The organism is Streptomyces sp. NPDC001157 (assembly GCF_053598255.1).
On sequence record NZ_JBSFJW010000044.1, the window covers coordinates 62,703 to 74,283 of the forward strand.

Sequence of the window (11,581 nt, forward strand, 5' to 3'; positions counted from 1 at the left end):
CATCAGTACTGGTGATCGTGCACGATGTTCTTTTCGGCGGGTGACTGACATGCCTGGGGGCGATACTTGTCCAGGAATTCGGAGACGATCTCGACCTGCGCCAGTATGTCGTCTATCTGTTCCACGGTCGGCTTCATGCCGTGTCCCTCCAATGCGCTGTTTCCCGTCTTGAGATAGACCGGAGCAGCTACCCTAACGAACTCAGGGGCATCAAAAGTGCGAACAAACCCTCCAGAAAGTTTAGGGTTGTCCACATGCACGTCTATGGGGATCGAGATTGCTGCCCGGATGGCGCCGATCATCGGGAGTGTAAGGTCGCGGACCGGATTAAAACTGTCCGCACCCAGCATTTCCAGCATCTGCGCAGACGCACAATTTCCGTGACCACAGTGTGCTGACACCTTAAGGTGCATATCAGCGGGCAGTTGCCCGGTTGCCCGGAGGCGGCTGAGTACCCAAAGCAGGCCTTCGTCGTAGACAACGAATCTGCGCACTCCGAGCTCAAGCCCGCGCTTTACATCCTCCAGTGCGCGCACCACCTGCTCCTGCCCGCGTAGGCGGTACCCGATCCTTGTTCCTTCCGGAGTCTGTACGCCACCGCCGATGTCGTAGGGGGCGCGGGGACCGATCGACATGAGGATTTCAGCGCCGTACTCGTGCCCGAGTTCCACATATCGCCGCACTTCGTCAGCTGTGTGACGGAACATGCCGAACGTCTCGGTAATTCGGTTGATCGTGAGTCCCCGCCGACTGCTCTCTGCCAGAAGCCGCGAGGCTGCTTCGGCAGAATTAACCGTGGGGACTTCTATCCGAAAGTGACCTCCGTCGGGAAACGTCAAGGGTGAATCAGCCGGTTCGAGGTCGCTCTCCGGTAGCCCAAGCTCGCTTAACTGCTCTCGTGTCGCACTGTACAGAGTTTGCGTCTTACTCACGGAACCTCCAAAGAAAACTCGACTTCGCTCCTACCGGGAGGGGCGGGACGCCGGCTCGACCCGCACCGACTCGAATAGCTCGCTGATGAACCGCTCCAGAACGGGGCTGGAGGCGGGTCCGACCAAGCCGCCGACCGGAACGTTTCCGTACGCGTAGGAAACGGTGGCTTTGAGTGGTTCGTCCGCTCTGCGCTGCTCCCAATGGCGCACGATCGGATTGCGCCGAAATTCCTGCTCTCCGCTGATCCTGCAGTACGCGGACCCGAGCGTGTGTCCTGGAACAACGAACCAGCCATAGCGTTCCTCGGGGCCCGCGACGCGCGGTCTCGGCAGCGAGGACACGCCTTCGACCTGCAGGCGGACGGCGGCGCTAGGCAGCCGGATGCCAGTAGCCAACTCGAAGGCGTCTACAACGCCGACACTTCCGCAACGCGCCCCGACTTCCAAAAAGACCGGACCCTGCTCAGTTTCAATGGCTTCGAGATGAAACGGTCCACTCTCGATGCCAACCGCTTTCAGGCATCTCAATGCCCAGGAAACGAGGTCCGAGCCGGTCTCGATTTGCACTGAACCCAGGGGTTCGCCACGCGCATAGTCCAGACATGTGCCGACATAGCGGCTTGCCTGAATGACAACTGGTTCACCTGCCGCCAGCAAGCCATCTATGTGAAGAATACTCCCTTCGATGAATTCCTCGATTTCGAAGCCAGCCGCACTGGACACCAGGTTTGTTTCGCGGGCAGCAGCAAGCGCTTCGGATGGTGATGCGAAGGTGTAGGTCTCTTTACTGGAGGCGCCCGCTACCGGCTTGATCACTGTTCCTGTTTGCCAGGGCAGGAAGGTGTGGCCATTTCTGATGGCCTCTTCCAGTGAGGTAAATCGAGGGGTTCGCAAGCCAGCCGCCGCCACCGCTGACTTCATTACTAGTTTGTCCCGAACGGCACGTGCTTCGCTAATCCCCGGACCGGGTACCTTCAACTCCTCACGCACCCGAGCGGCCGGTATCTGATCGAATTCAGACAGTGAAATAATCGTGTCAGGCTTCGGGAGTTTTGCGATGGCGGACAGAACGGATTCCGCGACGTCCCCATCATCCGGCCGCTCAATCATGAGCGCGCGCACCCCGGAAGGCAAAAGGGCTCTCCGAGCCGGCGTGCTGACGTATGTCACCTCGTGTTTTTCGTGGTCAATGCTGTCGGCATACCGCACGAAAGAATCAGAAGGGCCGTGCATAATGAGGACGCGCACGTAACACTTTCCCCTATTTCAGACCAGTCCGACTGTGTTAGATGCGTGGATCGGCCACCCGCTTATCCGAGTATGCATCTCAGGCTGTGCCCTACGAGGCAGATAGTTGAATTTTCGTCGACTTTTGCATGCTCTTTGGATCGGGCACACCCCCCGTCGTGCCAATTTGGAAGATTCCACCAACGCCGACATATGGCCCTCAGGTTCCGCCTCGATTTGGTGCAGGCTTGACCCTGGGTGGCGTTTCTCTTTGCAGCAAAGGGTTTTGAGGGTGTGCAGTGCAAAGGACTCAGTCCTCGAGTTCAGCCATGGGGTAGGCGATGCATGCGGGAAGTTGGCCAGTTCTATCCCTCAAGTGGCTGACTGCTCACCTGGCAGACAGACAGGCCATAGCCCAAGCACAGCTCCCTGAGCCCTATCCCGTAGTGCCGGAGGTGATCGCTCCGCCGAGCGCTGTTCAGCCGGCGGCCGTCATGCCGCGGACCGCCGCACCACCCGTTCCGGCGCCTCCAGCAGGTCCTGTCGTGTGGTTGTCGTCGTCGTGGGCGCCCACGGTAAACAACCCCACGCGTCACCACGCCTGGCATTTTCCTGCCCCGGGCAGCTCGATACCGCCGACGCCGGGTGAGGCCCGCCCGGCGCCGGGTGTCGGCGTCCGGCCGGCGGCATCAGACCACCGCCACTGAACCTGAATGCGCGCCACCGAGCGCGGCCGGCAGCGAACCGCTTCCCGGCCGGAGCCAAGGTCAACAGGCCGGTGTGACCATGAAGTCGGGGCCCTGGCGGCTGCGATGCCCGGATGCCGGAGAGTCAACCCCTGGCTGTTGCCTGGCCCGGGCTGGATCCATTCCTTGAGTTCGGCCAGGATTGAGGCGGTGCGAGAACATGATCCATCTCCTCGACGATCACACCGCGCCTCTCACAGATGCCCTGGGACATCTTCCACTCGCGCTCAGAACCTGTGTCTGAACCGGGTGCTTCGGCCGGACGTGTGAGCGCGTGATCTCGTCGCTGTGTGGTGACGCTACGGCGGTGCCGTAGATGGCAGAGGTATGTCAAACACCGTCAGGCGGACAGCAGGTAGTGCACGGCCGTCTCCGCCGAGGACGCGCCGACGGGCGCTGAGCTGGTCTGCACAGACGGGCGGCGCCGGCCGCGGGCAGCGGCGTGCTGTCAATCGCCGGAATCGGTTTCACCCAGCTTGCGCTCGATCTGCTTGCGCGACGTGATGCCGAGCTTGCGGAACACCCTGCTCAGATGGAACTCGACGGTCGAGGTGGTGACGAACAACTGGGTGGCGATCTCCGCGTTGGTCAATCCCGACGCGGCCAGTACCGCCACATGACGTTCCTGTGGGGTGAGGTCGAACTGGGTGTCGGCCGTTCGTTTGCGCGCCGTCTCCCCGGTGGCCAGCAGCTCCACCCTCGCCCGCTCGGCGAAAGGCGCGGCTCCCCAGGACTCGAACGACTCGTACGTGGCCCGCAGTTGGACCCTCGCGTCGGCACGACGTCTGCGTCGGCGGAGCCACTCGCCGTACAGCAGGCGCGACCATGCCAGCTCCACGGCCACCGGGACCTTCCCGAGCTGCGCGATCGATTCCTGGTAGAGCTGCTCGGCTCCGTCATCGTCGGTCATCAGGGCCCGGCAGCGCGCGAGCAGCCCCAGCGCCCAGGGGGTTCCGGCCAGCGGAGCGCGCTCCTCCATGCGCTCCATGGCCATGACGGCGGCCTCGCGGTCGCCGGCCCGCAGCCCGGCCTCGACCATTCCGGCGAGATTGATGTCGCCCAGGATCAACGGGTGGTCGGTGAACACCGCGAGCAGGGCGTCGAGCGCCTCCCGGTACCGCCCGCGACCTATCTCGAAGATGCTCAGGGCCTGGCCGATCCACCGGTACGTCAGTCCGATGCCCAGGTTCTCGGCCATGGCGTTCATCGTCGCGACCGCGGCCCGCAGCTCGGCCTCTCGACCGGTCCAGGCGTACAGCAGGGCCTTGTTGAAGTCTCCCGACTCGCTGAATCCGGTCGCGGTCATGTAGTCGTTCGACTCGATGTAGCAGCTCTCGGCGGCGGCGAACCGGCCGTTCCAGATCTCCACGGTGGCGAGGGCGTTCAACGCGATGCTGAGCCCGTGGAGCGCTCCGTGACGGCGGTCCGCCGCCACCAGCTTCCCGAGGACCTCCCGCTTGGCTTCGATGTCCCACAACTCGTCGCCCGCGGCGCTGATCATGACGCTCAACGCGTTCTGCTCCTGGAGCTCGTCGGCGGTGCGCAGTCGGTCCAGGGCCGCGGCCAGGGCCGGGGCTCCCGCCGCGTAGCCGTAGGCGATCGAGCGCGCCAGTGCCGCTATCAGCGGATCGGGGCTCCAGGCCGGCAGCGCCGGTTCACGCCAGGCGTCGGCGGTGGCCTTCGCGACCTCATGGGGCGTCGTCCCCGTGATCATCCGACCGCCGATGATCGCGGCGTGCGTCGCCTCACGCAGCAGGTCCCAGCTCACCATGGGGTCGCTGGTGCCGAGCTCGGCCACCGCGTTCAGCAGCATCGCGGGCACCTCGCGGGGGCGGGCGTGGAACATTTCGACGGACGCCCGCAGCCGCGTCGCGCGGGCCCGGGCCACCGGTCCGGTCAGGTCGGGGGTGGCGAGTTCGAGCAGCGGCTGGACCGCCGGCAGATTGCCGGAGGTGAGGTGTGCCGCCGCCGCGGCGAGATACCGCTCGGCCCGCCTGCCCGGATGGGCGGTCATCTCCGCCGCCCGGGTGAGGACCAGGGCCTGTTCGGAGTATCCGCCACGCGCCTGAGCTCGTTCGGAGGCCGCTTCCAGCTCCGCGGCCACGCTGTCGTCCGGGCCGTCGGTCGCCTCGGCCAGATGCCAGGCCCGACGCTCGGGAGCGCTCGTGGCGGCGAGCGCCGCCTGGACACTGCGTCGCTCCTCGGCGGACGCGGCCGAGTAGACCGCCGACCGGATCAGCGGATGGCGGAATTCGGCGATGATTCCGCGCTTCAGTATCCCCGCCGCGACCGCGGGCGTGGCAGACCGGACGGACAGCCCCAGGGCGCCGGCGGCGCGCCACAGCGCCGCCTGGTCGTCCGTCGGCGTCGTGGCCATGAGCAGCAGCAGCGTCTGGGTGTCGGCGGGCAGCAGCGCCGCAGCGTGCCGGAAGTGGTCTTCCAGCTGCCGGTTCACCGGCAGCGGCTCGGGCAGTGGTGTGACCCCGGCCAGCTGTTCCGAGCCCAGGTTCACCGCGAGCTCCAAGAGCGCGAGCGGGTTTCCTCCGGTGCCGGCCACGAGCTGATCGGCGACCGCCTGGTCCAGATGTCCGGTCACGCCGGCCGTCAGCAGGTCCCTGGCCTCCACGTCCGCGAGCCCCTCCAGCCGGAGTGCGGGCAGAGCGCCGAAGACGTCGTTGTCGCCGGTCCCGTCCCGCCCGGCGAACAGCAGCCCGAGGCAGTCCGCGTACAGGCGCCGGCCCACGAACGCCAAGGTCTCCGCCGACTCGCGGTCCAGCCAGTGCACGTCGTCGACCAGGCAGAGCATCGGCGCCGCCGCGGCCGCGTCCGAGAGCAGCGTCAACGAGGCCAACCCGACCAGATGGCGGTCGGACGGCGAAGCATCGGTCAGCCCGAACGCGGCGCTCAGAGCGTCACGCTGCCGCTGCGGCAGAGCCGTCAGCCGACCGAGGTAGGGCCGCAGGAGCCGATGCAGGGCGCCGTAGCCCAGTCGCGTCTCGGCCTCCACGCCGACCAGCCTGACCACTGTCAGGTTCTGGGCGGACTCGGCGGCGTGCTCCAGAAGCCGGGTTTTGCCGACTCCCGCGTCGCCGGTGAGCACCAGGACTCCGCTGAAGCCGTCACGGACCGATTCCAGCAGCCTTCCGATCGCCGCACGCTCCGCGTGCCGACCGACCATCGCCGGTCCCGCCGCACGGTGAACGCCGGACCACACCATGGGATCCCCCTTCGCGATGCTTCGCCCAGTTCAGACGCTAGGCGCGCCGCAACAGGCCAAGCGAGCGTCACATGACGGTGGTCAGCGCAAATCGCTGACCACCGTCCGCAGCTCGGCACGGGAGACGACACCGAGTCTGGGGAAGATCCGGTGCAGGTGGGAGCTGACAGTCCGGTGCGAAAGATAGAGCCGCTGGCCGATCTCTCGGTTGGTCAACCCCTCCGCGGCCAACTGCACTATCTGCAGCTCGTGCGGGGTCAGCTGGTCGCGAGCGTCCGGATCGCGGCGGCGACTGGTCTCGCCGGCCGCGCGCAGCTCGCGGCGGGCCTTCTCGCCCCACGGGATCACGCCCAGCCCGTCGAACATGTCCCGTGCGGCACGAAGGTGGTCCCGAGATTCCACGGACCGGCGCCGACGCCGGAGCCACTCTCCGAAGGCCAGGTGGGTTCGGCCCCGGATCAGGGGCCAAGCGGCCAGGTCGGCCCGCAACGCCGCATCGAACAACACCTCGGCCGCGTCATCGTCGCCGGCCAGGAGCGCGCGAGCCAGGCGCAGCTCGGCGTGCAGCACCGGCGCCGGGGTCACGCGAGCGATGTCTTCGAGCTCCGCCACGATCGGCACGACGCTTTCCCCACGCCCGCAGTGCGTCGCCGCGTCGACGAGATCGCCGACCGCCGTGAGGCGCAGCGCGACCTGGAAGGCGGGGTCCGCGGGATCGTGTACCCGCCGGAAGTGGCCCAGCGCCTCCTCGAACCGTCCCGCGGCCAGGGCGGCTGCCCCGCGGGCGATCAGCGCGATCGCCAGCACGGGACGCGCTCCCGCGGGCAGGCCGATCTCCTCCGCCTCCTCGGCGAGCCGCAGAGCGTCGTCGACCTCGCCGCGAGAACGATCAGTCCCGGTTGGCCTCACCGGAGGCGGGCTGTCCGCCCTCATGTGGACGTCAGGAGTCCTTGGAGACGATCACGCTTTGCGACGCGATTGACCGCAAGTTGAGACCCCGCATCGCCGGGATCGAGGCCAGCCCCCGTGCGATCACGGCGAGGCCAACTGCTACCTGACGGGCAGGTCCCGGCGTGCCCGACCACACCATGATGACGGTGGCGGCACCCCACCCGACCCAGGTCGTCCGCGCACCGAAACCGCCGAACAGGAAGCTCATCAAAAGCAATGCCGCGCCGTCGGCGACCCACAGCAGATGCAGCGTCGTGACGGGCAGAGGCAACCCGGAAGAATGCGCGGTCAGATAGGCGTTGACCGGGTCATCGATCGTCGCGACCACGGAGTTCCAGCGCCACCCGTGCGGCGCATGCCATGCGCGAGTCGTATGCAACACCGTGTTCATCACCACCCCGACGACGGCGATGCCGACCAGGCAGACCGAAAGCAGGACGACCAGCTTGATCCACAAGGCGCTCTCACTCCACCCGCCCGTCAGCGAGTCCCCTACTTCCTGACGCCGTGCCTCAAGCCATTCCGGATCGCTCACAACGACCGGCGACGTCATCCCCAGCGCGGCCGTCGGCGCGCCATGCAAATGCGGCGACAGGTACCGTCCTGGTGCAGATACGCCTCACCTGGACCGTTCCCCGTCTCAAACTGCCATACGAGGCCGTGCGCTTCACGGCGGTGCAGCGAGTCGATCTCGACCTCAGACCACCGGGCACGGATCGCGTCTGTCAGCGCATCCCGCTCGATGCGCCATCCGACCGCATCACCCTCCACCACCACCAAGAACGTCATAGCCAGGGCCTACGAGATGCCCATGACACAGCGCCGATCGGCTCTCGCCTGAAGTTGGAATGGGCTCAGTCAAGGCGTTTGGCGGTGAACCTAGCCGCTAGTGCTGTGACCGCGTAGGTTCGCCGGGTCGGTGGTCGTGGCGGTTGGATGTGCGGTGACATCCGATCCGACTGCTGGAGGCGCGGTGGCCGAGCCTGTCCGTGTGCGCAGATTGACCGACCAGGAGGGGCAGAAGCTGCAGCAGATCGTGCGCCGAGGCAGCACCAACTCGGTGCGCTACCGGCGCGCGATGCTGCTGCTGGCCTCCGCCGGCGGCAACCGGGTGCCGGTGATCGCCCAGCTGGTGCAGGCCGACGAGGACACGGTCCGGGATGTGATCCACCGGTTCAACGAGATCGGCCTGGCCTGCCTGGACCCTCGGTGGGCGGGAGGCCGTCCCCGCCTGCTCAACCGTGACGACGAGGACTTCGTCGTCCAGACGGCCACCACCCGCCCCGCCAAGCTCGGCCAGCCCTTTACCCGCTGGTCGCTGCGTAAACTCGTCGCCTACCTGCGGGAAGTTCACGGCCGGGTCATCCGGATCGGCCGCGAGGCGTTACGCGGCCTGCTCGTCCGCCGCGGCGTGACCTTCCAGCGCAGCAAGACGTGGAAGGAATCCCCCGACCCGGACCGCGAGACGAAGCTGGACCGCATCGAGGAAGTCCTTGACCGCTTCCCTGACCGGGTCTTCGCCTTCGACGAGTTCGGCCCACTCGGGATCCGACCCACCGCAGGCTCAGGCTGGGCAGAGCGCAAACGGCCCGACCGGCTGCCCGCCACCTACCACCGCACCCACGGCGTGCGGTACTTCCACGGCCGCTACTCGGTCGGCGACGACACCCTGTGGGGCGTCAACCGGCGACGCAAGGGCGCCGGAAACACGCTCGCCGCGCTGAAATCGATCCGTGCCGCCCGGCCCGACGGTGCCCCGATCTACGTGATCCTGGACAACCTGTCCGCCCACAAGGGCGCCGACATCCGCCGCTGGGCCAAGAAACACAAGGTCGAAGTGTGCTTCACGCCGACCTACGCCTCGTGGGCCAACCCGATCGAGGCCACTTCGGACCACTGAGGCAGTTCACCATTGCCAACTCCAACCACCCCAACCACACCGTGCAGACCAAGGCCCTGCACGCCTACCTGCGCTGGCGCAACGCCAACACCCGCCACCACGACGTCTGGGCCGCCGAACGCAAGGAACGCGCCCGCATCCGCAGCGAGAAAGGCATCCGTTGGGGTGGCCGACCGATCTCAGCAGCAGCCTGACCAGCCAACCCCGACCGAACCTCTCCTTTGTGGCGGCGAAGCCTGAGCCTATGCCCGGGGTGTGCCGTCCCAGCGCCATGTGGTGAGACGACGGTGTCCGGGTAGTTCGGCGCGTCCGGTGGCCCACAAGAGGGTGAGCCACGGGTCCGTGGGCGACGGTGCGTCCGGAAACAGCCGGGCGAGCACCCGAGAGCACAGATCGGCAGGCGGGCTCCATGCGAGACCGAGCCCTTGTGCCAGGTCGTGCGTGTGCACCAGGGTCTCCACGATCCCCATCGCGGCGAAGCCCTCGGGGTCCGAGACGCCGAAGACGTGGTAGGCGCGGCTCTGCGGAGGCGTCGTGCGCACCATGGCGACCAGCAGCGCACCGCTCGTTTCCAGGACCTGCAGCAGGCCGGCGGGCCCCGCCTCGCGGTCCGCGTGAATGGCGTTCGCTGGGCCGCCGGGCCGTCGGCTCTCCCACACGAAGGGCACCTCACCATCCAAGGGCGGTGTTTTGGGGCCCAGTTGCGCAGCGTAGGCGAAGAGGTCGTCGCTGAGGTGCTCGACGGTTTCCCAGCAGTCCCATTCCAGCGAACCGGCCTTGCCTTCCCACGCGGCTGGGGGCGCCTCGCGAAGGACTGCCACAGCGAGTTGCACGGCAAGGTCGGGGTCGTCCGCGGTGACGGGGGGCTGGGAGAGGGCAATATCGGCTGATCGGGACATGGCAGGACCGTACCTCGCCCGGAGGGAGCGACCCCTCCTTTTTTGATCACCGGCCCAGCAACCCGGCAAAGCTTCGCGGTCACAGCACTAGCTGTTGCGGGACATGAGGTTGTTGACACCTGAGCAGGCCGTCTACTCGTCGTAGCGAGTGCTGGAAGAGTGCGGTGCTCCCGGACGTTGGCTGCAGGTATGAAGATCAGCGAGGCTTCCAGAGTCAGCGGCGTGAGTGCCCGGTCGTTGCGGCACTACGAGGATGAGGGCTTGATCGTCCCTGGCCGTTTCAGCAATGGGTTCCGTGACTACTGTCAGTCCACGATCGATCGGGTGCTCGTCATCCGCTCGCTGCTGGAGTCCGGGCTGCCCGTGCGGTTGATCAGGGAAGTCCTGCCCAGCCTCACCGACGGATCTGATGCCGGCACCGACGTGGTGTGCGCGGAGTTCCTGCACGAGGTGCAGGGATATCGCGATCGGCTCGCTGCTCGCATCGCCCTTCTCAGCGATCAGCAGGCGGCACTCGACGCCTACCTGCGAGAAGCCCGCCGTACTGATCTCTGACAGCCGCTTGACGTTGACGTAAGTGTCAAGTTCCTACGGTCGTCGCATGGAGATCAACAGACAGCAGAACACCGCCGGGCAGAGCGTTCGAGCACTGGTCCAGCAGTCGCACCGGGGACCGAAGGACCTGACTTTCACGACGGATCACCGCCGCCCCGCCCCGGGGCCCGGCGAGTACCTGATCCGCGTCGGCGCCGCCGGGGTCAACTTCGCCGATGTGATGCAGACCCACGGCACCTACGGAGGAGGCCCGCAGGCACCCTACGCGGCGGGCTTTGAGGCGGCGGGGGAGATCGTGGGGGTCGGCCCGGACGTCGAGAATCCGCTGTCGCTCGGCACCCACGTCGTCGGAACCGGCCCGGGCGCCTTCGCGCAGTACATGACGATGCCGGCCGCCGGTGTGCTTCCCGTGCCGTCTGGCTGGAGCGACGCCGAAGCCCTGGGCCTGGTGCTGAACTGGGCCACCGCCTTGGCGGCGCTGAAGCCGCTGGGTGAGATCAAGGCAGGTGAGGTGGTCCTCGTTCATGCCGCAGCCGGCGGCGTCGGGCAGGCCGCGGTCCGCCTCGCCCGCCACTACGGTGCGCGGGTGATCGCCACGGCCTCACCAGCGAAGCACGAAGCTGTCAAAGCCCTCGGCGCCGACGAGGTGCTGGACAGCCGACGCCCTGATCTGACTGAGGAGATTACCCGCCTGACCGGCGGGGTCGACCTGGTCCTGGAATCGGTGGGCCAGGCCACGTTCGAGGCCAGCCTGTCGGTTACCAAGCCCTTCACAGGACGCATCATCGTCTTCGGCGCCGCTTCCGGCGACGCCACACTGACCACACACGACCTGGTCTTCACCCATCAGGTTCAGATCAAGGGTCTGCACATCGGCGCGCTGGCGGTCGCGGCCCCGTCCCTCTACCAGTCGTTGCTCGTCGAGATCGACGCGCTCATCGCCCACGGCGTTTACCCGCCCGGCACCCCACACGTGCATCCCCTGGCCGAAGGACCGGCGGTGCTCCTGCAACTCGAAGAGGGCCAGAGCCAGGGCAAGCTTGCCCTCGATCCCTGGCGCTAGGCCGTTTCCTTCAGATCATCGGATCGTTGGTCTGGTGTGTCGTTGACTGACGCCCAGTGGGCACGCATCGAGCCGTTGCTGCCGGACCGGA

The 11,581-nt window shown here is 66.8% G+C and carries 9 protein-coding genes and 1 pseudogene; 3 read left to right on the forward strand and 7 right to left on the reverse strand.

Annotated elements, in window-relative coordinates:
* Positions 1 to 2: 2 nt before the first annotated feature.
* The 6 genes from ACWDAG_RS42115 to ACWDAG_RS42140 all read right to left on the reverse strand — a co-directional run bounded on the left by ACWDAG_RS42115 (position 3) and on the right by ACWDAG_RS42140 (position 7,862).
* Positions 3 to 932 carry a peptidase gene (locus ACWDAG_RS42115; RefSeq protein ID WP_450700853.1) on the reverse strand — a complete coding sequence of 310 codons (930 nt, stop codon included), beginning with the start codon at positions 930 to 932 and terminating at the stop codon, positions 3 to 5.
* A gap of 30 nt (positions 933 to 962) precedes the next feature.
* Complete coding sequence (locus tag ACWDAG_RS42120; RefSeq protein ID WP_450700854.1) at positions 963 to 2,141, reverse strand: ATP-grasp domain-containing protein; 1,179 nt, start codon at positions 2,139 to 2,141, stop codon at positions 963 to 965.
* 1,212 nt (positions 2,142 to 3,353) lie between these two features.
* Entirely contained in the window at positions 3,354 to 6,122 is a 2,769-nt protein-coding gene (locus tag ACWDAG_RS42125) for an AAA family ATPase (protein WP_450700855.1), read from the reverse strand.
* An 81-nt stretch (positions 6,123 to 6,203) separates the two neighbouring features.
* Complete coding sequence (locus ACWDAG_RS42130) at positions 6,204 to 6,929, reverse strand: helix-turn-helix transcriptional regulator (RefSeq protein WP_450700856.1); 726 nt, start codon at positions 6,927 to 6,929, stop codon at positions 6,204 to 6,206.
* Positions 6,930 to 7,062: 133 nt separating this feature from the next.
* A complete protein-coding gene (locus tag ACWDAG_RS42135) occupies positions 7,063 to 7,530 on the reverse strand; it encodes a hypothetical protein (protein ID WP_450700857.1) in 468 nt (155 codons plus the stop codon).
* A gap of 92 nt (positions 7,531 to 7,622) precedes the next feature.
* Positions 7,623 to 7,862 (reverse strand): hypothetical protein, encoded by a 240-nt coding sequence (locus ACWDAG_RS42140; RefSeq protein WP_450700858.1) that lies wholly within the window; start codon positions 7,860 to 7,862, stop codon positions 7,623 to 7,625.
* 184 nt (positions 7,863 to 8,046) lie between these two features.
* On the opposite strand from ACWDAG_RS42140, the pseudogene ACWDAG_RS42145 reads away from it, so the two are divergent.
* Positions 8,047 to 9,167 (forward strand): annotated as a pseudogene (locus tag ACWDAG_RS42145) (IS630 family transposase).
* A 48-nt stretch (positions 9,168 to 9,215) separates the two neighbouring features.
* Here the strand turns inward: ACWDAG_RS42145 and ACWDAG_RS42150 are convergent.
* Positions 9,216 to 9,872, reverse strand: coding sequence for a hypothetical protein (locus ACWDAG_RS42150; protein ID WP_450700859.1), 657 nt, complete (start codon positions 9,870 to 9,872; stop codon positions 9,216 to 9,218).
* Between the two features lie 189 nt (positions 9,873 to 10,061).
* Between ACWDAG_RS42150 and ACWDAG_RS42155 the strand changes: the two genes are divergently transcribed.
* Together ACWDAG_RS42155 and ACWDAG_RS42160 are read left to right on the forward strand one after the other, a co-directional pair.
* Positions 10,062 to 10,427 carry a MerR family transcriptional regulator gene (locus ACWDAG_RS42155; protein ID WP_450700860.1) on the forward strand — a complete coding sequence of 122 codons (366 nt, stop codon included), beginning with the start codon at positions 10,062 to 10,064 and terminating at the stop codon, positions 10,425 to 10,427.
* Positions 10,428 to 10,473: 46 nt separating this feature from the next.
* On the forward strand, positions 10,474 to 11,490 hold the full coding sequence (locus ACWDAG_RS42160) for an NADPH:quinone oxidoreductase family protein (RefSeq protein WP_450700861.1): 1,017 nt from the start codon (positions 10,474 to 10,476) through the stop codon (positions 11,488 to 11,490).
* Positions 11,491 to 11,581 lie beyond the last annotated feature (91 nt).

Excerpts from the sequence above, each read along its gene's own strand:
- ACWDAG_RS42125 (WP_450700855.1), bottom strand. The coding sequence starts at position 6,122 with ATGGTGTGGTCCGGCGTTCACCGTGCGGCGGGACCGGCGATGGTCGGT.
- ACWDAG_RS42140 (WP_450700858.1), bottom strand. The coding sequence starts at position 7,862 with ATGACGTTCTTGGTGGTGGTGGAGGGTGATGCGGTCGGATGGCGCATC.
- ACWDAG_RS42150 (WP_450700859.1), bottom strand. The coding sequence starts at position 9,872 with ATGTCCCGATCAGCCGATATTGCCCTCTCCCAGCCCCCCGTCACCGCG.
- ACWDAG_RS42155 (WP_450700860.1), top strand. The coding sequence starts at position 10,062 with ATGAAGATCAGCGAGGCTTCCAGAGTCAGCGGCGTGAGTGCCCGGTCG.
- ACWDAG_RS42160 (WP_450700861.1), top strand. The coding sequence starts at position 10,474 with ATGGAGATCAACAGACAGCAGAACACCGCCGGGCAGAGCGTTCGAGCA.